21 protein-coding genes and 2 pseudogenes are annotated in these 21,204 nt (G+C 48.3%); 5 read left to right on the top strand and 18 right to left on the bottom strand.

From position 1 onward, the window contains the following. Positions 1–146: 146 nt before the first annotated feature. The 7 genes from BJJ97_RS15020 to BJJ97_RS14990 all read right to left on the bottom strand — a co-directional run bounded on the left by BJJ97_RS15020 (position 147) and on the right by BJJ97_RS14990 (position 9,535). Entirely contained in the window at positions 147–995 is an 849-nt protein-coding gene (locus BJJ97_RS15020; RefSeq protein WP_095994460.1) for a glycerophosphodiester phosphodiesterase family protein, read from the bottom strand. Between the two features lie 30 nt (positions 996–1,025). Beyond that, positions 1,026–2,360, bottom strand: coding sequence for a sn-glycerol-3-phosphate ABC transporter substrate-binding protein UgpB (ugpB, locus tag BJJ97_RS15015; RefSeq protein ID WP_227003604.1), 1,335 nt, complete (start codon positions 2,358–2,360; stop codon positions 1,026–1,028). Positions 2,361–2,640: 280 nt separating this feature from the next. Beyond that, positions 2,641–3,864, bottom strand: coding sequence for an L-lactate MFS transporter (locus BJJ97_RS15010; RefSeq protein WP_095994458.1), 1,224 nt, complete (start codon positions 3,862–3,864; stop codon positions 2,641–2,643). 183 nt (positions 3,865–4,047) lie between these two features. Beyond that, a complete protein-coding gene (locus BJJ97_RS15005; protein WP_095994457.1) occupies positions 4,048–4,797 on the bottom strand; it encodes a LytR/AlgR family response regulator transcription factor in 750 nt (249 codons plus the stop codon). Next, positions 4,794–6,539 carry a sensor histidine kinase gene (locus BJJ97_RS15000; protein WP_095994456.1) on the bottom strand — a complete coding sequence of 582 codons (1,746 nt, stop codon included), beginning with the start codon at positions 6,537–6,539 and terminating at the stop codon, positions 4,794–4,796. Before BJJ97_RS15000 ends, BJJ97_RS15005 begins: the two co-directional genes overlap by 4 nt. Before the next feature lie 179 nt (positions 6,540–6,718). After that, a complete protein-coding gene (locus BJJ97_RS14995; protein WP_095994455.1) occupies positions 6,719–8,887 on the bottom strand; it encodes a sensor domain-containing phosphodiesterase in 2,169 nt (722 codons plus the stop codon). Positions 8,888–9,277: 390 nt separating this feature from the next. After that, the gene (locus tag BJJ97_RS14990; protein WP_095994454.1) at positions 9,278–9,535 is read right to left on the bottom strand and encodes a hypothetical protein; all 258 of its coding nucleotides are present in this window, start codon (positions 9,533–9,535) and stop codon (positions 9,278–9,280) included. 401 nt (positions 9,536–9,936) lie between these two features. Between BJJ97_RS14990 and BJJ97_RS14985 the strand changes: the two genes are divergently transcribed. From BJJ97_RS14985 to BJJ97_RS14975, 3 genes are all read left to right on the top strand, one after another. Continuing rightward, the gene (locus tag BJJ97_RS14985; RefSeq protein WP_095699338.1) at positions 9,937–10,671 is read left to right on the top strand and encodes an XRE family transcriptional regulator; all 735 of its coding nucleotides are present in this window, start codon (positions 9,937–9,939) and stop codon (positions 10,669–10,671) included. 458 nt (positions 10,672–11,129) lie between these two features. Then, the gene (locus tag BJJ97_RS14980; RefSeq protein WP_010275738.1) at positions 11,130–11,480 is read left to right on the top strand and encodes a Mor transcription activator family protein; all 351 of its coding nucleotides are present in this window, start codon (positions 11,130–11,132) and stop codon (positions 11,478–11,480) included. A 465-nt stretch (positions 11,481–11,945) separates the two neighbouring features. Beyond that, positions 11,946–13,055, top strand: coding sequence for a 4Fe-4S binding protein (locus BJJ97_RS14975; protein WP_095994453.1), 1,110 nt, complete (start codon positions 11,946–11,948; stop codon positions 13,053–13,055). 106 nt (positions 13,056–13,161) lie between these two features. Here BJJ97_RS14975 and tnpA (BJJ97_RS14970) read toward each other — a convergent pair whose 3' ends face one another. The 11 genes and pseudogenes from tnpA (BJJ97_RS14970) to icd all read right to left on the bottom strand — a co-directional run bounded on the left by tnpA (BJJ97_RS14970) (position 13,162) and on the right by icd (position 19,964). After that, the gene (gene tnpA / locus BJJ97_RS14970; protein ID WP_125460908.1) at positions 13,162–13,620 is read right to left on the bottom strand and encodes an IS200/IS605 family transposase; all 459 of its coding nucleotides are present in this window, start codon (positions 13,618–13,620) and stop codon (positions 13,162–13,164) included. A 500-nt stretch (positions 13,621–14,120) separates the two neighbouring features. Continuing rightward, positions 14,121–14,999 (bottom strand): cell envelope biogenesis protein OmpA, encoded by an 879-nt coding sequence (locus BJJ97_RS14955; RefSeq protein WP_095994449.1) that lies wholly within the window; start codon positions 14,997–14,999, stop codon positions 14,121–14,123. Between the two features lie 139 nt (positions 15,000–15,138). Continuing rightward, the gene (locus BJJ97_RS22325) at positions 15,139–15,324 is read right to left on the bottom strand and encodes a hypothetical protein (RefSeq protein WP_227003527.1); all 186 of its coding nucleotides are present in this window, start codon (positions 15,322–15,324) and stop codon (positions 15,139–15,141) included. 76 nt (positions 15,325–15,400) lie between these two features. Next, complete coding sequence (locus BJJ97_RS22320; RefSeq protein ID WP_227003526.1) at positions 15,401–15,565, bottom strand: hypothetical protein; 165 nt, start codon at positions 15,563–15,565, stop codon at positions 15,401–15,403. Then, positions 15,562–16,104, bottom strand: a complete 543-nt coding sequence (locus tag BJJ97_RS14945) for a glycoside hydrolase family 108 protein (protein WP_095994448.1) — start codon at positions 16,102–16,104, stop codon at positions 15,562–15,564. Before BJJ97_RS14945 ends, BJJ97_RS22320 begins: the two co-directional genes overlap by 4 nt. Beyond that, positions 16,104–16,367, bottom strand: coding sequence for a phage holin family protein (locus BJJ97_RS14940; protein WP_095994447.1), 264 nt, complete (start codon positions 16,365–16,367; stop codon positions 16,104–16,106). The genes BJJ97_RS14945 and BJJ97_RS14940 overlap by 1 nt, the downstream gene beginning before the upstream one ends. Then, positions 16,351–16,746: a phage holin family protein gene (locus BJJ97_RS14935; protein WP_095994446.1), complete on the bottom strand. Its 396-nt coding sequence runs from the start codon at positions 16,744–16,746 to the stop codon at positions 16,351–16,353. The genes BJJ97_RS14940 and BJJ97_RS14935 overlap by 17 nt, the downstream gene beginning before the upstream one ends. Before the next feature lie 137 nt (positions 16,747–16,883). Continuing rightward, positions 16,884–17,294, bottom strand: a pseudogene (locus BJJ97_RS14930) (DNA/RNA non-specific endonuclease); the annotation flags it as partial. Between the two features lie 166 nt (positions 17,295–17,460). Continuing rightward, positions 17,461–17,826 carry an ankyrin repeat domain-containing protein gene (locus BJJ97_RS14925; protein ID WP_095994445.1) on the bottom strand — a complete coding sequence of 122 codons (366 nt, stop codon included), beginning with the start codon at positions 17,824–17,826 and terminating at the stop codon, positions 17,461–17,463. A gap of 224 nt (positions 17,827–18,050) precedes the next feature. Further along, positions 18,051–18,508, bottom strand: a pseudogene (gene tnpA / locus BJJ97_RS14920) (IS200/IS605 family transposase). 202 nt (positions 18,509–18,710) lie between these two features. Then, positions 18,711–19,964 carry an NADP-dependent isocitrate dehydrogenase gene (gene icd / locus BJJ97_RS14910; protein WP_095994443.1) on the bottom strand — a complete coding sequence of 418 codons (1,254 nt, stop codon included), beginning with the start codon at positions 19,962–19,964 and terminating at the stop codon, positions 18,711–18,713. Positions 19,965–20,094: 130 nt separating this feature from the next. On the opposite strand from icd, the gene rluE reads away from it, so the two are divergent. Then, positions 20,095–20,721 (top strand): 23S rRNA pseudouridine(2457) synthase RluE, encoded by a 627-nt coding sequence (gene rluE / locus BJJ97_RS14905; RefSeq protein ID WP_167385227.1) that lies wholly within the window; start codon positions 20,095–20,097, stop codon positions 20,719–20,721. Beyond that, complete coding sequence (locus BJJ97_RS14900; protein ID WP_095994441.1) at positions 20,714–21,160, top strand: NUDIX hydrolase; 447 nt, start codon at positions 20,714–20,716, stop codon at positions 21,158–21,160. The genes rluE and BJJ97_RS14900 overlap by 8 nt, the downstream gene beginning before the upstream one ends. Positions 21,161–21,204 lie beyond the last annotated feature (44 nt).

Genomic DNA, 21,204 nt, shown 5'->3' with positions numbered 1-21,204 from the left:
TTGCAGAAAGATAAAGTTTGCACACATACATCGTATGGGTTGCCGTGGCATTTTCAAGCATTCTTAACTTTTCAGTTACTAAATCCACATAACTTTACACGTTTCAAAAGGAAAGCGGCATCCTGCCTGCTATCAATCCTGATATGTCAGCGTGATAACGTTGAGCGAAACTCGATAAATTCGGCAGCGTGATCCACCTGAATCGCCCCTACCCCAGCGCGAATTAATGCCCCCCATACGGCGTCAGGTTCAGCTAAGGCTCGCGTGTCGCTGTAGTCGAGCGAATGCGAGCAATCCAGCGTGTTCACCCAAATCCGAACCCCAAGCCGTTGAAACTCGGCATACACCTCGGTCAACACCTCAATATGATCAAAGCTGGCTTCCACAATACCGACGCCGATATCATCAATCTGTCGTAAAATATCGACGGTTTTCCCCCATTTGAGGTGGATCATCGGCATATAGGGAACTTGGGTATCCAGAGACGGTGATGCAATGGGAAAACGAGCAGAAGCAAGATCAACCGGACTTTTCATGATCACACCTGCACTCAGGCCTTTATCGCGAATATCGCGGGCGATCACACCAAATTCGTGCTCATGTTTGACATCCACATTGATGACAATACGCCCCCGCGCCTCTTCGAGAACTTCATACAATAACGGGACTTTTTCGTTACTCAGTGGCCATGCCGAACCACCATCGCTCCCACGTAAACGTGCCTGACGAATCTCCTCCAGCGTCATCTTGCCAATGCAGCCGCTCATATCGCTCGTGCGATCGAGCGTATCATCATGGATCACAACAACGTGGCTATCTGCCGTCAATTGCGCATCTATTTCCACGATATCAACGCCCAGACGAATCGCCTCACGCAGCGCCGCCAGCGAATTTTCCGGTGCCGAATCCCAAACGCCGCGATGTGCCACTGCCAGAACCGTTGCATTTTGCGCTGCAATCACGTCCTGAGTTATGCCTCTATTTTGCTTTGTCATCTGTCGAAAGCTCCAAATAAATGAGAAATGTCACGAGTGACGGGAAACTGACTGCGCAAAATGCTGCAACAGGCTATCTCCCCGTGAAACCACATTGTCCAGCGCCTGCTGCGGCGTTTCTTGCTCTGCCCAGACCTTTTCCAGCTCTTCATCCATGATGGTGCGAATTTGTGGCATGTTGCCCAAGCGGAACCCGCGCGTATAAGGCAGTGGCGGTTTATTGGTAAGCTGTTTCATCGCAACATCGCTGCCGGGGTATCTGGCATAAAATCCCTGCTCGCGCGTGAGTTCGTAGGCAGGCTGTGTCACCGGTAAATAGCCCGTCATCTGATGCCATTCGGCGGCATTTTCCGGCAGTGTGAGGAAATGCAGGAATTCAGCGATCCCTTGATAATGCGATGCCGCTTTCCCTTTCATGACCCAGAGGCTTGCCCCTCCGATGAACGTATTCTGCGGCGCACCTTTCGCCTCTTCGCTGTAAGGCAGCATGCCTACACCGTAGTGAAATTTGGCATAGTTCTGAATCTTGCGTAGCCCGCCCGATGACGTCGTCAATATGCCGCAGTCACCGTTATAAAAGCGCGTAGTGCCTTCGTCATTACGACCAAAATAGCTGAACGATTTCTTCTTCATCATCTCCGCAAGCTGGGTGATGTGCGCAACCTGCAACGGACCATTCACCAGCAGGTGTGCATCGACACCATCGAAGCCATTGTTTTTCGTCGCAATCGGCAGCCCGTTCCAGACGCTAAACGCTTCCAGTAATATCCAGCCTTGCTGCCCTGCATTCGTATAGCCGCATGTCATCCCACTCTCACGCAGCCGCATCGCATCGTACGCCAGCTCATTCCAGGTGCGTGGCGGCTTATCAGGATCGAGCCCCGCTTTAATAAACGCATCTTTGTTGTAGTACAGAACGGGGGTTGAACTGTTAAACGGCTGGGAAATCAGGTGTCCGGTCTGGCTGTCGCTGTAAAACAGCTCAACCGCAGGCAAAAAGGCTTTTTCGTCATTAGCGATACCAACCTGATTGAACAGATCGAACACCGGGATAATCGCCCCGCTGTGCATCATATTCGGTGTACCGACATCATAAACCTGCAAAATATCCGGCGCGTTGCCCGTGCGATAAGCGGCAATGCCAGCAGCCAGCGTCTGTTCATAGCTGCCCTTGTAGATAGGCTCAACGTGATACACCGTCTGAGATTCGTTAAACCGATTGACCAGCCGTATCAATTCCGTGTTCAGGTTGCTGTCCATACCATGCCAAAACGTCAGCTCAACAGCCGCCTTGGCAGACAGCGGAATGAGTAAGACCACACTTAACAGCATCAAAAAAACAGACGTGAACCTAAACCGAATCATCATGATGTTTTCTCCGGTACAATTTATTTTTAGGAAAATCGCGTTGCTTTTAGGAAAATTTCATTTTTGTAAAACGTGTTTTAGGAAAAAGATGTGCTGACAACGACGCTAGGGTTCGCCTGTGACACGTAGATGATCGGGGAAGTGATGAACTGTATCGCGATATTTCAGCAGGTAAGAGAGGGGAAATGGTGTGGCAGAAAAACCTTATGTCAGGAAAACCTTATGTCAAAAAAACATTGTGGCGGGTAGTCCTTCGACTGCCCGCCACGGTATTCGATTAGCTCTGCGCGTGTGCCATATCTGTACGCATTGAAGCAGCAACAGGTTGATGTTTCGGTGGTTTAACCCACAGGGTGATCAGCAACGAGATGACCGACATAATGATGATTGCCATGAAGGTGGCCTGGAAGCCCCCTAACTGTGCGGCAATGAACGAGCCAGACAATGCACCGATACCAAACCCCTGATAAATCACACCGTAGTTTTTGCTGTGATTTTTCAGACCGAAGAAGTCGCCAACAATCGCCGGGAACACCGTGATATTGCCACCAAAGCAGAAGGCAATCGCGCTGACACAGATAAAGAACAAAACCGGATTCAGCGGCAGGAATGTCATCACGGAGACGGCGAGAATCGTCACGAACAGGGTAAAACTGATCACCCGCATACGTCCGACATTATCGGAAAGCGCGCCAAGCACAATACGCCCAACAGTATTAAAAATCGCAATTGCAGACACCGCGTTGGCCGCCGTCGCCATATCCATTCCGGCCATTTGCACACCGATATCTTTCACAATACCAATCAAATACAGGCCGCTCATGCAAGCGGTGAAGAAGATAATAAACAGCAAATACGATTCTTTGGTCGCCAACATTTCAGCCAGTGAGAAATCACGCGTCTGCCCCTGAACCGCAGACTGTTGAACCGGCACCGCAGCAGGTTCTTTCAGCAGTGAGCTACCGACCAGAATCATTGCCATGACGATAATGCCCCAGTAGAAAAAGGCTTCTGACACACCGACTTCCGCAATCAAAAAGCTGTTTACGTATTTGAACAGCAGGCTTCCGGTACCGAATGCGCCAACAGAAATGCCCGCTATCAGCCCTTTGCGGTTAGGGAACCATTTGATCAAATTGGACAGGGTCGTGATGTAAGCCGTGCCGTCCGCAAAGCCGACAACAACGCCCATCAACAGATAAATCAACGTCAGTGACGGGCTTGCCGCACTCGCCATCAGCCCCGCGCCCAGCGCGATACCGGCGATCATTGTTAAGCGGCGTAGACCAATACGCTCCTGAAATTTACCGGCAAACAACGTAGCAAATGCCAGACAGAAACTGGTAATGGAAAACGTCGTCGCCACGGAGCTCAGCGTCCAGCCAAATTTGTCCACCAGCGGCTGGTTGAATAAACTCCAGGTGTAAATCGTGCCGAGTCCCATTTGGGTGATGATAGTCCCGAGGACAATCAATCCCCGGTTAACAGGTTTGGTATTCATGGGCTTTCCCCTACATCAAAATTGGTCCGATTCACTCGGCACGCTAAAAAATATAAGCTGATGTGGAGAAGAGAAAATCCATCAAAACACTGTCAGCTTATGGGCTGAAGCCAGTATACAAGCGGGCTGACAGTGGTTGATCGAATGGGGAATGAGATGCCTGAAACGCGGAATGAAATGCCGTTAAAGACGCATCAATGACCTGAACGCCTTTATCTTGCTTCGACTTACTGGGACTTCAAAATCCAGATCGTTCAACCGCAGGATATAGGTATTGTTAAACCACGGCACAATTTCACGGATTTTCGTCAGGTTGACACAGTAAGAACGATGGCAGCGGAAGAAGTACTCTTCCGGCAAGCGGCTGCAAAACTCCGTAATATTCATCGGCATGATGAATTCTTCACGCCGGGTATAAACCAGCGTGACCTTTTCCTGCGCGGCAGCATAGTAGATATTGTTAATATCCGTGACGATAATCCGTTCGTCTTTCATCAGGTTAATAGTGTGCTGTGCACTTCTCGGGGCACTCGCCTGCGTGCCCGTTTCAACAGCAGGTGCTATTTGCCGCTGCTGCCAGGTTGTTTCCAATTTACGCAGCATCGTGATGATGCGTGATTCATGATACGGCTTGAGAATGTAATCGAAGGCTTCGACTTCAAACGCCTCAACCGCATGTTCTTTGTACGCCGTAATAAAAATGATGTAAGGCTTATGCGCGAATTTGCTGATATTTTGCGCCAGCCAGACGCCATCTAGCGAGGGAATATTGATATCCAAAAAGATCGCATCAACGTCGTTATGTTGCAGATATTTCAGTACATCCAGCCCGTCATCAAATGTCGCCTCAATCGTAATATCGCTGTGTTGTTTGATGAGATAACTCAGCTCTTGCTGCGCGAGGAACTCATCTTCAACAATAATGGCTTTCATGGGTTGCCTCCTGTTTGTTCAGCAGCAGAATCTCCCGACTGCGGCACCAGAACGGTATCCGGCAACGCCGACGGGGTTTTATCTTCTCGTGGAATGTAGAAATAAATTTCGGTCCCCGGTTCCAGACGGCGAATATGCAGACCATCGCCATAGAGCAGGCGAACCCGGTGATGGACATTCAGCAGACCAATTCTATTCCCTGGCAGTTCGTTACGCGCGACGCGGTCCATCGTTTCCTGACTAATGCCATTACCCGTATCTTTTACCGCCACCAACAGCTTATCGCCCTGCTCCTTCACGGACAGCACCACGGTTCCTTTGCCTCTGCAAGGCTGAATACCATGCACAATCGCGTTTTCCACCAGCGGCTGAATTAACAAACTGGGGATTTTGTACGCTAAATCGTCGTCGATATCGTAGATCACCGTTAGCTTGGCACCGAACCGCGCCTGCTCAATCGCGATATAATCCTGAATCTGGTACAGCTCTTTCTTTATATCGATCAGCGCATCGTCGTTGAGTTCGAGGTTATAGCGCAGATAGCGAGACAGATTGATCACCAGTTGGCGCGCGGTATCGGGATTAATACGAATAGATGAGGAAATCGCATTCAGCGCATTAAAAAGAAAGTGCGGATTGATCTTACTTTGCAGCGCTCTCAATTCCGCTTTATTTGCCATATCACGCAATTGTTCTGTGCGAGACACTTCAATTTGCGTTGACATGATTTGCGATAAACCGACCGCCATCACGCGTAATGAATAGGTGATTTTATGCGCATGGCGATAATAGATTTTCAACGTGCCAGTCACCTGCCCGTGTTCCCACAGCGGGATGACAATCATCGAATGAATTTCCGGCGTCAGGTGCTGTTCATCATTATTTTTAATGATGATTTTTCCGTCATGGATCGCCTGCTGTGTCATCGGGCTAATTATATCGTGGCCGATATTATACTTTTCTTCCCCAATCCCCACATACGCCTGAATGTGCTGTGTGTTCGTTATCGCTACCGCATCTGCATTAATTTCAGTCCGAATGATCCTACAGATGGCCGTCAGTGAATCGCTGTTGATATTGCGGAAATACGGCAGCGTTTTGTGTGCGATATCCAGCGCGAGTTTGGCCTGTCTGGCGGCAATGACCTCTTTTTCATTCGCCACGCTTTGCACCAGCAATACGATCAGGCCAATACAAACGGAGCCAAGAATCATCGGCACCGCAATTTTCGAAACAATATCTAGCCCTAACTCGATCGGCGTCGCCCATGCCACAACCAGCAGCATAGTTAACGACTCACACAGCATACCGCCCAGAATTCCGATGCTCCATTGCTGCTCTTTTTTGACTTTCTTATTGATGTAGCCGGAAATGATACCCGCGATGATGCTGGTAATCAGGCAAGGGACGGAGGTGATGCCATCGATATCAATGAGATAACGATGCGCACCCGCAATGATGCCAGTTGCAATCCCTACCCAAGGACCGAAGAGAATACCGCCGGACATCACGGCAATCACACGCACGTTGACGAGCGACCCTTCAACATTAATGCCGGAATACGTACCGAACAGCGCAAACAGTGAAAAGATGGCCGTCACCGTCACCCGCTCTCCTGGCGAGTGTTGCTCTTTTTGCAGTAATTGCCGGAACTGACTGGTTCTTGTCAGGAAAAACAGACAAATCAGCATCAGCGCGGCGCGGTCGAAGACCGCAAGGAGCATTTCAAATATTTCGTGCACGGGACATCCGGTACTGGGTTACGAGCCAGCACTATAGAAAAAATGTGATCCGGATTCCACTTTTTAGTCTGTGAACCGCGCAGGGAACGCAAAGTATGAAAGCCAGCGGACGCTGGCTTTCTGAGACGGCGGGATGGTACAACCGCTGTTTGTCTATCTTGTTTAAACGTCTATCTTGCTTAAACGTCTATTGGCTTATTTAGTTTCAGTAACTGGGTGAATTCCTCGGCAGGCATTGGGTGCCCAAACAGATATCCCTGCGCTTCCTCGCACCCTTTACCCCGCAGACGCTCGCTCTGCTCTAATGTTTCCACCCCCTCTGCAATCACACCCAGACCGAAACTTTTCCCGAGATACAGGATCGCCCGAACAATCGCCGCATCCGGCGGAGACTCGCACATGGTCCTGACAAACGTTTGATCGATTTTCAGCCGAGTCACCGGGTAGTTTTTAAGCATGCTGAGCGAGGCATAGCCCGTGCCATAATCATCAAAGGCAATACCGATTCCCGCTTCACGCAGCGTATTTAACGGCTGCAGCATACTTTCATCGTAACGCAGGATAATATTTTCCGTGATTTCCAGCTCCAGCGAACTTGGCTGTAACCCGGTACGCGCAAGAATATCCATAATCTTTTGCGCCAACATGCCGGTACGAAACTGTGCGCTGAAAAGATTAATGCTGATACGAAAATAGCTGTCGCTCGCCTGGCTCCATTCCGCCGCCTGCCTGCATGCCGTTTCGACGATCCAATCCCCAACGCGTTCTGCCCACGGGCCGTTTTCCAGTGCGGTAAGAAATGCCGCGGGGCTAAGCAGCCCTCTTTCCGGATGACGCCAGCGCAGCAGCGCCTCGGCACCAACAATTTCATTTGTCGCCAGTTTGACCTGTGGCTGGTAGAACATCTCAAACTCATGCTGCTCGTAAGCGCGCACAAATTCTAACTGGAAGGCATGCTTAGCCTGAAAGACCTCAAGCAGCTCGCGTGTAAAAAAGCGGTAGCAGTTTCGACCTTCAGATTTCGCCTGATACAGCGCTAAATCTGCGCTGGTCAACAGATCCTGCACGGTCAACCCATATTCTGGGTACAGCACCGCACCAATACTGGCACTAATATTGATTTGATGATCGTCAATAATCATCGCCTGCGAAATTTCATGGATAATTTGCTCGGCAATTTTTCCTGCGACCTTTTTGTCGCTCAGGCCGGGGAACAACAGCGCAAACTCATCCCCACCCATTCGCGCCACAACATCACCGGAGCGAACTGTAGCTTTTATTTTTTTAGCGACATGCACCAGAATATTATCGCCGCTGGAATGCCCCAGACTGTCATTCACATCTTTAAACCCGTCCAGATCGACCATCATGATACAAACCGCAGGTTCATTCTTTAGCGCGGTTTCCAGATTGGATGTCAGCAGAGTGCGGTTTGCCAACCCGGTTAACGGATCCAGATGCGCCAGCAAAAACAGCCGTTCTTCATTGCGCCGTCGTTCTGTAATGTCACGCAATATCGCACCATAGCTAATATTGTCGTTGTCTTCCCACATCGAAACCGACAATTCGACTGGAACCAAACTACCGCTTTTAGCTTGTACGTTCAGTTCCAGCGTCACGCCTTTCATCAGCGAATCGCGATCGGTAACCAGATGATTGAGCTGCACGACAAAGGCATCGGGCACGATGGTATTAATACTGCGGCCAATAATCTCCTCGTCAGTATATTCCAGCATGTGTTCTGCTGCGGTATTCCAGAAGGTGATCATCCCCTTCTCATTAACGCACAAAATGGTATCGGGCGAGGTGTTGGCAATATTTTCAAAACGCACCTGACTGGCTTTCCGCGCCAGTTCCAGACGTCGCATTTCCAGCTTATCCATAACTAATGAAGCCAGATCCTGCAAATTATGCTCATCACGCTTGGTGAATGTCGTTCTGGGTTTCAAATCGATAATGCACAACGTGCCGATGGCATGCCCGGACGGCGTAATTAATGGAATGCCAGCATAAAAACGAATGTAGGGAACGCCCACAACCAGCGGGTTATTTTTAAAACGCGCATCCTTAAGGGCATCGGGCACGACCATGATCTTTTTCTTTAGGATCGTATGCGCGCAAAAAGAGATATCACGAGGCGTTTCGCAAAAAGGAACGCCCACGCTGGCGGCAAACAGTTGGCGTTCAGCCTCTACTAACGACACCAAAACGATAGGCACGCTGAAGATGTTAGCGGCCAGACTAATCAGGTTACTTAGACCCGGGTCAAATAATACGTTCTTAATGCCATACTCACGAAGAGCAGCAAGACGTTTGTCTTCATCTTTGCTTATTGGGGCACGACTCATGGGTTCCCCCCTCCCATCGTATAATGTTCAGATTAGACAAAAATTTAGCTATAAATCCAAAATGTTGCAGCAATGAGCACGATAAGAACAGCAAGCCAACATTAGCAAACCAAAGCCCCTATCCTGCCAAGAGTCAGATGCGTGGTGGCTAAGTATGAGTATGGCAAAAGATCCAGACTCTATCACCCCTGCGAATCATGAATAATAACAAGTGGAAGCATCAATTAAGATAATAGATGAAAAGTGAAATAGAAAGATACCGACGCACTCACAACGTTGAGCGATGAGGGAAGAAAAGAAAGGAGAAGGTTGGTATATTCAAGTGCTCATAACCGGATAACGACAATGTATTATCAAGTTATCAACAGAATATAACCAACCAGAGCGTCATCAGGCGGGAAAATAGGTTATTGAATGCTCAGGCGTGTCATTTTTTGCTCGTATCACGACATCCCACACCCCTGTATAAGGCACCGTTAAATACACCTCGCCTTCTGCATGACGGCAAATAGAATCCTGCGCAGCACTATTCTCTTCGGCCATGGCTTCCTGTTCACTACTGCTCATTTGCACTTCAAATGTATTTGTACACCGAACAATTACCGTATCACCACCAAACAGACTTAAACACGTGCGAATTACAGACATACACCCTCCGCGACACGCAGTCATGCGCATGCTTAATGAAACGAATTTATTGGTTATATTTCCCACAGCGGGATTTCCATAAGAGCAAAATGCATACGGCCAGATTGTGATTTAGATCAAGTGACTCACACGTTTAAAGCAAATTAGGGGGTGGAATAAGACGATACTATGACTGCCTGATACTTATTAGGATTTTTGATAGTTGAGCGATCGCGCTTAGGGATGTCGACGTTATCTCATCCAGCCACACAGGGTGTGCCTTACAGAATAACAACTTAAATCGTATTAAAAGTTGTATTTATGCGCGATTTTCACACGCACTAATGACGACCGTCGGTGGTTTTTTTAAACAAGATTAATACCTGCTTGATAAATGAAAACTTAGGTTGTACATTGACCGAATGAAAACGACACTTGCAGAACGATTAAAGACCGCCAGAACTGCACAAGGGCTTAGCCAAAAAGCACTTGGCGACATGATTAGCGTATCTCAGGCCGCCATACAGAAGATCGAGGTGGGGAAAGCGTCGCAGACAACCAAAATTGTTGAGCTTTCCAATGCACTACGTGTTCGCCCTGAATGGTTGGCAAACGGCGAAGGCCCAATGCGTAGCAGTGAAGTCACTCGCTCGCTTCAGGAACCCAGCATTCCGCCAAAATCCGAATGGGGCACCGTATCAGCTTGGGACAGCACGACAGAACTATCAGAGGACGAGGTGGAAGTGCCTTTTTTAAAGGATATTGAGTTTGCCTGCGGCGACGGACGCATTCAAAGTGAGGATTACAACGGCTTTAAGCTCCGTTTCTCCAAAGCTACGCTGCGTAAGGTTGGTGCAAATACGGACGGTTCAGGCGTTCTTTGTTTCCCGGCAGCGGGCGACAGTATGGAACCCATCATTCCTGATGGAACTACCGTTGCGGTTGATACCAACAACAAACGCATCATTGATGGGAAGCTCTACGCCATCGCTCAGGAAGGCGGCGGTAACGACAAGCTAAAACGAATCAAACAACTTTACCGCAAGCCAGGCGGTCTTCTCACCATCCATAGCTTCAATCGCGAGACTGACGAAGAGGCCTATGAATCTGACGTTGAGATCATTGGCCGTGTGTTCTGGTATTCGGTGCTGCTATAGCCCGGTAATGGCGGAATCTCGCGCCATAGTTCTCTCTTTTCCTCTCATCAACGCCGATGGACCGATACGGACATCGGCTTGTTTTATCAATAAATGTTTCAGCGCTAAAAAGCGTTTACCCCCGCCCAAATAACCTTACCTACGCGCAACAGTTTTATACAATCCCCGTGCTATTGTCTCATCAACCCTTGTTGATGTTGTGTTATTCATCCTGTCTATGTTGTTCCTTTCCCGCCCTGTGGCGGGATTTTTTTTGTCCCTCATCGGGCCTCTTTTGCGTGTAGCCCCTCCACCTTGTCATTTCTTTTTACAACCAAAAACAACTTAAATTAAAACTAAAGATGTTGACATAAAAACAACTATAGTTTTAAATAGACACATAGCAGCAGGGAAGTCTCTGCAAAGGTAACAACCCAGTTTTCACGTCAGTAACAACACACATAACAATAGGGTGATTTATGACTGAGCCACAATTTCGCAGTAAAGGTCCTGAGCTTCTGGTCGAGCTTTCTCAACATGTTGCCGATACGGTCAAAACCGTCACGGAGTTGGATCCACAAACCGCCGAGCTGGTCGGCAATGCCGTTGCCAAACATATGATGACCGTATGGGGCGGGCAAAACGTTTATTTCCCGATGGGAATCTCCTGGCGCGCGTCTCAACGCGATCTTCAAATCTATGAAGAGTTTGACGGGCGCAATCACAGCGCGCTGGCTAAAAAATATAATGTCTCGCTGCAATGGATTTATAAAATTGTCAGAACGATGCGAAAAGAGGAACTACAGGCAAAACAGCACACTCAGGCATAATGTAAAAAGCCATTAATTAAAAACCCAGGTGATAATTAAAAGAAAACAATAAAAACAGATCATTTAATAACAACTATAATTTTTGCTTTTAATAAAAAATAACCTAATTCATGAGAATGGTGCAAATGTAGCAAGGTATTTCTATACGCTGGCTCAGGATCACTCACACAGTTTGAAGCATGACAGATATATCCAAAAATAATACCGTCTGGTAATTAATAGAATGGGTACGTTTACGTATCCATTCTTTTTTATATCTCTCATATTGCTCTTAGAAAAATCGCCCTTCTGCACTCTTGCCCCTCTCTTCTTATTCAAATCAAGCAGCTAAAAAAACCCACAAACATGCATTTACAATGCACAAATCAATTTTTAACCATTCCGAGCGTGATAACGTTGCCCCACGATCCCTTCGGTGTATTGAAAGCACCGAGTGAAAAAAATAAATGGGGGCAATTGAGAGCAATGAGTGAGAAAGCAAGAAAGCGGTGGCAACGCCGCCCCGGAACCACTGGCGGTAAACTTCTCTGGAATGACTGGCGCAACGCCCTGACCTGGCGCAGAGCGACGCAAATTCTGCTACTGGCAATTAACATCTATATCGGCATCACCTTCTACTTTTGGGTACGCTACTTTGAAACTGGCGGCACGAGCCTTTATATGTCGAGGCCGGGCGGTATTGAGGGCTGGCTGCCGATTGCCGGATTGATGAACGTGAAGTTCACGTGGGAAACAGGTGATTTTCCCCCTATCCACCTTGCGTCAATGTTATTACTTCTCGCATTTATTCTCACCAGCCTGTTACTGAAGAAATCGTTCTGTTCCTGGCTGTGTCCTATCGGCACGATTTCCGAGTGGGTAGGTGCATTGGGGAAAAAAATATTTGGCCGTCACTTCATTCTTCCGAAGTGGCTGGATATTCCGCTGCGTAGCCTGAAATATCTGTTATTAAGCTTTTTCCTCTATATCGCCTTATCGATGCCAGCACAGAGCATTTATATGTTCCTGATGTCGCCTTACGGCTTAATCGCCGACGTCAAGATGCTCGGCTTCTTCCGTAATATCGGCACCATCACGTTAGTCTGCGTTTTTCTTTTTACGTTTGTCAGCCTGTTCGTCCGCCATTTTTGGTGCCGCTACCTTTGCCCCTACGGTGCGCTCATGGGGATATTTTCGCTGCTGTCACCCTTCAAGATTCGTCGCAACGCCACCAGCTGTATCGATTGCGGCAAATGCGCCAAGGCCTGCCCATCTAACATCCCGGTAGATAAGCTCATTCAGGTGAGAACGGCGGAATGCACGGCTTGCATGACCTGCGTTGAATCGTGCCCAGTATCATCAACGCTCTATTTTTCGCTGACGCAACCTTCAGGCTTGCAGGAAAAAGGCAGCGAAATAGCCAAACCGCTATGGCGACAAACTGCACTGTCCGGTCTCACGATGACGGTACTGGTGCTCGGTATCCTTTTCGGCATGATCGGTTTTGCGATGTATATCGGCGGCTGGGACAGCCCGATTCCCGAACACATGTATTTCCGGCTCATCCCCGGCTCACAGAGCATTGGTCATCCATAAAAACTATCCTCCGGCATAGCCGGAGGTTTTTCATATGCGCCTATAAGGCTCTGTTACCAGCCGCGCCCTAACAGGCGCATCACGATCTGACATTTGCATCTAGGGATTACTTACGGCCCGTAAACGGGCTACCAGGATACGGGATCGACAGTTCCTCTCCCATTTTATCCTCGTCCAGTTGGTGCTTTATGTATTCTTGTATCTTGACCGTGTTTTTCCCGACCGTATCAACATAATACCCTCGACACCAAAACTCCCTGTTACGGTATTTGAACTTCAAATCGCCAAACTGCTCATAAAGCATCAGGCTACTCTTTCCCTTCAGGTACCCCATAAATCCCGAGACACTCATCTTCGGCGGGATTTCCAGAAGCATGTGGATGTGATCCACACAGCATTCCGCTTCCAGAATATTCACATTTTTCCATTCGCACAGCTTTCTTAAAATGCTGCCAATCGCTCTGCGCTTTTCCCCGTAGAACACCTGCCTTCGGTACTTCGGCGCAAAAACTATGTGATATTTACAGTTCCACCGGGTGTGCGCTAAGCTCTTTTCGTCCCTCATTGGGACCCCCTTTTGATTTCTTGTTGAACGTTTGCAGTTGCCAGACCGCAAACTGTTTTAACAAATCAAAAAGGGGTTTTATAACTGGCCCAAAGCTGAAAGCTTTACTGAACCCCCAGCCTAGCTGGGGGGGTGGGCATAAGAAAAGCCCCGGCAGATGCCAGGGCTAGAATGGAAGTAGGTATGAATCTAATTTTGTTTCAGACTTGCGAATATCCAAACACCAACAGTGTTCTTACCATTGACTCCATGGAACATGAGATTAGGCTGATACCATTCAATCTCACCATCCTTTTCTCGTATTACGGATAGCATTTTCTCTATGTCATCCTTTATGACACTAAAAAAATCATTACTGAGATTAGCATCATAAAAAGTACGCTCATATACCCCACGCTCTGATTTTTCACTGTCATCTGATCCCTCCGAGGATAAGTTGAATAATTGCAATAGGAGAATTACATTATTACAGGCACTCAGTGAATGCCTGCTGTAATACCTTACTTGGTTACTGAGTTATCGATAGTCTTAATGGCTGTGCCATTTTGCTGCTTGATGATGTTCACCTGCACATTGTCTGCGGTTTTTGTCGCCAGCACATTGATGTCTTTTTCATCATCACAATTGAAATCACCTTGTAGCGACAATGCTACAGCCTTCAGAGAATCATCAGTAGAGAAAGGGACATACGAAACTGTGTTATCTTTATTGACGATTTTGACACCTACAGCGCCAGTGACATCATTCTGATACAGGTTGTAGATCGTTCCGTTACGGGAATCCGTATCAACAAATACTTCACTTCCCAGAGCTTTCGCGCTCGTCACGACAACTGCATCAATATCAGCGCCTGGCGAGTCCGCATATGTTGACAAACTCGAATCTACAATTTTTAGATAGGTAAATGAGTCAGATATTGATTCAATAACATCAACGTCATACCCAATTACGGAGCCTCTATTAGTCGCCACATTACCAGGAGCTGGGTTGATATCCTTAAATACAGGAGTCGCTTTTATCCATTCATTTCCATCCACTGATACATAGGCATCCCACGACTCATATGTCCCAACCTCATAGACGTAAAAATCAGCGTCTACTGTTCCACCCTTCTTGATAGCTAATGGACTAAAGCGCAAAACAAGACTACCTGCGGCACCAAGGGAGAGCGTCGCTTCTCCTGAACTGTAACGATTAGGGGCACCAAGGGCACGTTTAGGATCTTTAAAACTCGATGACACCTTAGGACCGGGAGTATAGTTGACGACCTCCGTAGCAAAACCGACTGCGGTACCTGGAATATCGGGGTAGCCTTTATAGGTCTCTGCAAATGCTGAAACTGAAAACAGGCACATTAACGCAATAGCGTATTTTTTCATCTCACTTCCTCTTGATATAAAGATCCTCACTATTGCGAGGAATAAATAGATTCCGCTCTACGTATGCCAGAAAGTTGATTGTTAGCTTGATCAAGCGCCGTCAATAGCGGATCAGTTCAATAAACAACCTGCGCATATGTCAGTCTGCAACCGGTGGTAGTGGAACCAATGTCGGCTGAGTCAGTTCCGCCGGTAACGGTACGCATTGTGCTGGCACGTAAACGGTACGTGTAGTCGAGCAACCGATCAGCAACATCATCGCTAACGCACTGACGACCAACCGGGTCACGTTTGATAATTGTCCTGTAAACGATCTGCGTTTCATCTGAATTCACTTTAATATTTATGCCGTGCTGATTAGCTTGGCGGGCAATCTCATTGAAGCGCTGAAATTCCAGCTCCTACCCTGCAATGATGGCCTGCTGCCCCGTGCTAATATTGTCAGACTGCTGACGGCCCAACTCTGCAGCATCTGCATCCCACCGCAACCCCTGCACGTACCAACCGAGCGCTATTCCGGCCACCAGCGAAACAGCTGCTATTTTCCAGTTAGGTATAATGCTCATAACTGAACGCGCTCACGTACCCATCCATACAGGAACGCCTCATTCGCAGGTCGCGATTCTGCCAGCTCAAGATAACGAGCCCCCTGACTGCAATTTAGTGCTCGGAGTAAAACACGCTCAGCCTCTGCGCCCCTTGCCGCTAAATACTGACGTAGCGCAGTAATAGTACGTGGGCCTATATTTCCGTCTGCGATCAGATCTGGATATAAGCGGCCACCGTTATTCATCGCAGTCAACCAGCGCTGGAACCATTTGGATGGCACGGACGGTCCCATATTGATTCCCGTATCACACAATTCGGCAGCGATAGTTGGTGATACAGCTGCAACCTGATCGAACCGTGGCCCATACCAGTAATCAGCCTCGTAGATGGCTAATGCCTGCTGACGAGTCATATTGCGCATATCACCGTTATAGCCATGAGCCCGCGCCACTTTCTCAGTAACCCCCCAGTTTGTCGGGCCGCCACGATCAGCAGGATGATTAACGTAACCACCCTCACGATTCAGGATCGCGTTAAAGATTTCATCTTTCGTCATCAGAACCTCAGCACATCGATAAGCCGGGCGACATTACCGCGAGCACGCAGAATAGCCGCACAGATAAACATATTCGTAATCACCACCAGCCAACCTGCATCGTAATAGCCGAACAGGTAGCGAAACGGAACGCTTGCATAAACCAGAACCAGCAGGTAGGCCAGCCATGAAATTAATGGGCGGTGTCTCGCTCCGTTCTTTCGATAGAACATCAGCAAGACGACTATCACCGCGCAGATAATGACGTTAACGAGAGTTGCCATTTCCACCACCTCCCCTAAATCGGGATAGCGTACTCAATACGCTGTCCATATCCTGATTGTTGAACCAGGTAAGGATTTTGATAGCTAACGCCGAAACGATTACTGCACCGAGAGCATCAAGAGGCTTATCACTGTAGCCAGTCAGCGCGGAGAGCTTAGAGCCCACCAGCCCAGCACACAGAACGCCCGCGATATATGAAACGACGAAATATGCGATACGCCTGAATGCCGTCAACTCGGCAGCGGTTACAACGTAAAATACGGCTCCGGCAAACGCGCCGAATACCACCCCATAATCTGTTCCGGTCAGAATCCCGTATAAACTGGCACCCGCCAGCGCAGAACCAGCAGCGCCGGTACTGGTAAAAGGTTCGGACATTTAGCCCCCTCTATTGCTGTGCATCCTCTCTGAACGAGGGGAAAAGAAAGCCCGCCGCTTACTTACAGCGGGCTATGTGATTTATTGATTAGTTGCTACTGGTTGTATTAGCAACCGAGCCCAACCAGTGGAGCCTAGTGTCCACGGTCAACAGCTAACGCAGCATTTGCTCCGGTGTATGCTGCTGGGGCCAGCGTATCTGACGCTGATAGATCTGGGTCTTGACGCCATGTGCGCGAACGACCGCTTGCTTGACTTGATGAAGTCATTTTGTACGCTACCCAATTCGCAAACCGGGTCGAACTGTTATTGTTCAGCGTATATGCATCACGAATCAACGTCTGAGAACTACCGCCTACCGGGCAACCTACGAGACAATTATCTTTCGACACGGCAGCGACTGCTGCAACAGCAGCCTGATGAGCTGGTAAGGGAGCGGCAATTTCAGTTTGCTGCGAAGGTTGTTGTTCGGCTGTCTCTTGAGGTTGGTACATTGAGCAAGCGCCCAACAACAGCACGGGCAGTAACTTGATGAAGTTCAGTTTCATGTGTATCCCTCTTTTGAATGTCTGCACGGTTTATATGTCACTCGGACACGTAAAGTGTAATCAAAGGGATAGATAAATTTTACTAAACAGAATTACATTCTGTTTTTTTTCCTGATAAAGAAAAGGCCCGCAGAAGCAAGCCTAGAAATAATGTTTATTTGCGACGTTAAGGCCTTAACTCCTTGCCGCCATTTTTTATCAAGATGTCCGCTATATCCTGATGGCCATTAGCTACAGTTCTCGTCAGGGGGCTGTAGCCGTCACTATCAACAGCATTAACATCCGCCCCTTTTTTCAGAAGAAACGTGGCAATCTCTTTATTGCCAATCATCCCAGCTAAATGCAACGGAGTGAACCCAGCGCCAGTCCTTGAATTGATTAACTCAGGGTTCTTGTTGATTAATTGTATCGCTTCTTTGTTTGATGTTTTTGACCAAATTAAATCAGACAATCCTTGGTCTTTATCCAAATCGGAAGCATAAGCGGAAAAGGAAAATAAAATAGCAATAACAAACGATAAAACCGATTTCATACACACTCCAGTGTTACACCCATCCATAATAGAGTGCAAATAATACCAGCGTTATGTTGCTAATAGTTATCTGTTAATTTAAACAGCGAGCACCGAATCCCGCCGCCACTTGAAAAACTATCCTCTGGCATAGCCGGAGGATAGTTTTTCATATGCGCCTATAAGGCTCTGTTACCAGCCGCGCCCTAACACGCGCATCGCGATCTGACATTTGCATCTATGGATTACTTACGGCCCGTAAACGGGCTACCTGGATACGGGATCGACAGTTGCTCTCCCATTTTATCCTCATCCAGTTGGTGCTTTATGTATTCTTGTATCTTGACCGTGTTTTTCCCCACCGTATCAACATAATACCCTCGACACCAAAACTCCCTGTTACGGTATTTGAACTTCAAATCGCCAAACTGCTCATAAAGCATCAGGCTACTCTTTCCCTTCAGGTATCCCATAAATCCCGAGACACTCATCTTCGGCGGGATTTCCAGAAGCATGTAGATGTGATCCACACAGCATTCCGCTTCCAGAATATTCACGTTTTTCCATTCGCACAGCTTTCTTAAAATGCTGCCAATCGCTCTGCGCTTTTCCCCGTAGAACACCTGCCTTCGATACTTCGGCGCAAAACTATGTGATATTTACAGTTCCACCGGGTGTGCGCTAAGCTCTTTTCGTCCCTCATTGGGCCCCCCTTTTGATTTCTTGTTGAACGTTTGCAGTTGCCAGACCGCAAACTGTTTTAACAAATCAAAAGGGGTTTTTATAACTGGCTCAAAGCTGAAAACTTTACTGAACCCCAGCCTAGCTGGGGGTTTTCTGGGCACAAGCACAAAAAATAAGGGGCCAATTGAGGCCCCTATTGTTAACCCATGCTTAACACTGGATTACATGTTATCGATGATGTCCTGCGCAAACTCACTACATTTCCGTAGTTTAGCGCCTTCCATCAGGCGTTCGAAATCGTAAGTCACGGTCTTGTTCTTGATCGCGCCTTCAACGCCCTTAACAATCAGGTCAGCCGCTTCGAACCATTGCAGGTGACGCAGCATCATTTCAGCAGACAGAATCACGGAACCTGGGTTCACTTTGTCCTGACCCGCATATTTCGGTGCTGTACCGTGCGTGGCTTCAAACAGTGCACATTCGTCACCGATGTTCGCGCCCGGAGCAATACCGATACCGCCAACCTGTGCTGCCAATGCATCGGAAATGTAGTCACCGTTCAGGTTCATACAGGCGATCACATCGTATTCAGCAGGACGCAGCAGGATTTGTTGCAGGAATGCATCGGCGATCACGTCTTTTACCACGATCTCTTTGCCGGTGTTCGGGTTCTTGATTTTCACCCACGGGCCGCCATCGATCAGCTCACCGTCGAATTCTTCACGCGCCAACTGGTAGCCCCAGTCTTTGAACGCGCCTTCGGTGAATTTCATGATGTTGCCTTTGTGTACCAGCGTGAGGGAATCACGGTCGTTGGTGATCGCGTATTCGATAGCCGCGCGAACCAGACGTTTGGTACCTTCTTCGGAACACGGCTTCACGCCGATACCGCACTGCTCAGGGAAACGGATTTTGCTAACGCCCATTTCTTCACGCAGGAATTTGATCACTTTGTCTGCTTCCGCAGAACCCGCTTTCCACTCGATACCTGCATAGATGTCTTCGGCGTTTTCGCGGAAGATCACCATGTCGGTCAGCTCAGGCTGTTTAACCGGGCTAGGTGTACCTTCGTAGTAGCGTACCGGACGCAGGCAAACATACAGATCCAACTGTTGGCGCAGTGCAACGTTCAGAGAACGAATACCACCGCCGACTGGCGTTGTCAGCGGGCCCTTAATCGCCACACGATACTCACGGATCAAATCCAGTGTTTCTTCCGGCAACCAGACATCTTTACCGTAGACCTGCGTGGATTTTTCACCCGTATAGATCTCCATCCAGGAAATCGCGCGCTTGCCTTGATAGGCTTTCTTCACGGCGGCGTCAACGACGTTGATCATGGCTGGCGTTACATCGATACCAATGCCGTCACCTTCGATAAAAGGAATGACCGGATTGTTTGGAACAACCAGTTTACCTTGAGCATCAACCGTGATTTTCTGACCTTCTGTCGGTACAACTACTTTGCTTTCCATTAACCTCTCCTTCGAGCGCAATTTTGTTAATGACTTGTAAGATGCGTGTCAATACTACTTGAATATTTAGCCCGCGCCAATCGCAAACCATTTGAGTATAATGCTTTTGTTATCCGCGACTATAAAGATGATGAATAAATTCCCTGTTAAAAATCACAAAGTTAAACGATTCAGCTCACAGCCGGCAAGAAAAAAGCAGCCTGACAACGCGCCGCGCCTCATCGTTTTGTTCAATAAACCTTTCGATGTGTTGCCACAGTTCACTGATGAAGCCGGACGTCGCACGCTAAAAGATTATATTCCGATTAGTGGTGTTTATGCCGCTGGGCGTCTGGATCGCGACAGCGAAGGTCTGATGATTCTCACCAATGACGGCAAACTTCAGGCTCGACTGACACAACCGACGCAAAAAACGGCCAAAATTTACTATGTTCAGGTCGAAGGTATTCCTGACGATGCCGCATTGACACGCTTTCGTACCGGTCTGGAGCTGAATGACGGCAAAACGCTGCCCGCCGGCGCGGAAATCGTACCGGAACCCAACTGGCTGTGGCCGCGCAATCCCCCCATACGCGAGCGTAAAAGCATTCCCGACTGCTGGTTAAAAATCACGCTGCATGAAGGCCGTAATCGGCAAGTTCGTCGTATGACGGCAAATATCGGGTATCCTACATTACGTCTGATTCGATACGGCATGGCCAATCAGACCGTAGAAAACCTGTTACCCGGAGAATGGAAGGAGATAATGGATGTTTAAACCCCATGTGACAGTCGCCTGTGTGGTACAGGCCGAAAACCATTTTCTGGTCGTCGAAGAGTTAATTAACGATAAATTATTGTGGAACCAGCCCGCGGGTCATCTGGAAGCCGATGAGACGCTGATTCAGGCTGCAAGCCGTGAGCTGTGGGAAGAAACGGGCATTCAGGCTACACCGCAGAGTTTCTTGCGTCTGCACCAATGGATCGCACCTGACAACACGCCGTTTTTACGCTTTTGCTTCGCGCTCGATCTGCCTACGCGGGTCGACACCCAGCCGCACGACAGCGATATCGAATGCTGCCGCTGGCTGACCGCCGAGGAAATTCTGCATTCTCGCCAGCTTCGTTCACCGCTGGTGGCCGAAAGTATTCGCTGCTATCAGCAGCCAGAACGCTATCCGTTAACCGTATTGGGTGCGTTCAACTGGCCTTTTTAGACAGAGGTCTGTTTATAAACCTGCCGTGAATGGCCTGACCACTG

The sequence above is a fragment of the Pectobacterium polaris genome, from assembly GCF_002307355.1.
Lineage (GTDB): Bacteria > Pseudomonadota > Gammaproteobacteria > Enterobacterales > Enterobacteriaceae > Pectobacterium > Pectobacterium polare.
Note: the sequence above shows the minus strand (reverse complement) of the source record. Positions and strands in the feature narration are given on the sequence as shown.

What these genes read in the sequence shown, in the direction of transcription:
- BJJ97_RS15020 (WP_095994460.1), bottom strand. Translation starts at nt 995, where the DNA reads ATGACAAAGCAAAATAGAGGCATAACTCAGGACGTGATTGCAGCGCAA.
- ugpB (WP_227003604.1), bottom strand. Translation starts at nt 2,360, where the DNA reads ATGATTCGGTTTAGGTTCACGTCTGTTTTTTTGATGCTGTTAAGTGTG.
- BJJ97_RS15010 (WP_095994458.1), bottom strand. Translation starts at nt 3,864, where the DNA reads ATGAATACCAAACCTGTTAACCGGGGATTGATTGTCCTCGGGACTATC.
- BJJ97_RS15005 (WP_095994457.1), bottom strand. Translation starts at nt 4,797, where the DNA reads ATGAAAGCCATTATTGTTGAAGATGAGTTCCTCGCGCAGCAAGAGCTG.
- BJJ97_RS14995 (WP_095994455.1), bottom strand. Translation starts at nt 8,887, where the DNA reads ATGAGTCGTGCCCCAATAAGCAAAGATGAAGACAAACGTCTTGCTGCT.
- BJJ97_RS14990 (WP_095994454.1), bottom strand. Translation starts at nt 9,535, where the DNA reads ATGTCTGTAATTCGCACGTGTTTAAGTCTGTTTGGTGGTGATACGGTA.
- BJJ97_RS14985 (WP_095699338.1), top strand. Translation starts at nt 9,937, where the DNA reads ATGAAAACGACACTTGCAGAACGATTAAAGACCGCCAGAACTGCACAA.
- BJJ97_RS14980 (WP_010275738.1), top strand. Translation starts at nt 11,130, where the DNA reads ATGACTGAGCCACAATTTCGCAGTAAAGGTCCTGAGCTTCTGGTCGAG.
- BJJ97_RS14975 (WP_095994453.1), top strand. Translation starts at nt 11,946, where the DNA reads ATGAGTGAGAAAGCAAGAAAGCGGTGGCAACGCCGCCCCGGAACCACT.
- tnpA (WP_125460908.1), bottom strand. Translation starts at nt 13,620, where the DNA reads ATGAGGGACGAAAAGAGCTTAGCGCACACCCGGTGGAACTGTAAATAT.
- BJJ97_RS14955 (WP_095994449.1), bottom strand. Translation starts at nt 14,999, where the DNA reads ATGAAAAAATACGCTATTGCGTTAATGTGCCTGTTTTCAGTTTCAGCA.
- BJJ97_RS22325 (WP_227003527.1), bottom strand. Translation starts at nt 15,324, where the DNA reads ATGAAACGCAGATCGTTTACAGGACAATTATCAAACGTGACCCGGTTG.
- BJJ97_RS22320 (WP_227003526.1), bottom strand. Translation starts at nt 15,565, where the DNA reads ATGAGCATTATACCTAACTGGAAAATAGCAGCTGTTTCGCTGGTGGCC.
- BJJ97_RS14945 (WP_095994448.1), bottom strand. Translation starts at nt 16,104, where the DNA reads ATGACGAAAGATGAAATCTTTAACGCGATCCTGAATCGTGAGGGTGGT.
- BJJ97_RS14940 (WP_095994447.1), bottom strand. Translation starts at nt 16,367, where the DNA reads ATGGCAACTCTCGTTAACGTCATTATCTGCGCGGTGATAGTCGTCTTG.
- BJJ97_RS14935 (WP_095994446.1), bottom strand. Translation starts at nt 16,746, where the DNA reads ATGTCCGAACCTTTTACCAGTACCGGCGCTGCTGGTTCTGCGCTGGCG.
- BJJ97_RS14925 (WP_095994445.1), bottom strand. Translation starts at nt 17,826, where the DNA reads ATGAAATCGGTTTTATCGTTTGTTATTGCTATTTTATTTTCCTTTTCC.
- icd (WP_095994443.1), bottom strand. Translation starts at nt 19,964, where the DNA reads ATGGAAAGCAAAGTAGTTGTACCGACAGAAGGTCAGAAAATCACGGTT.
- rluE (WP_167385227.1), top strand. Translation starts at nt 20,095, where the DNA reads ATGAATAAATTCCCTGTTAAAAATCACAAAGTTAAACGATTCAGCTCA.
- BJJ97_RS14900 (WP_095994441.1), top strand. Translation starts at nt 20,714, where the DNA reads ATGTTTAAACCCCATGTGACAGTCGCCTGTGTGGTACAGGCCGAAAAC.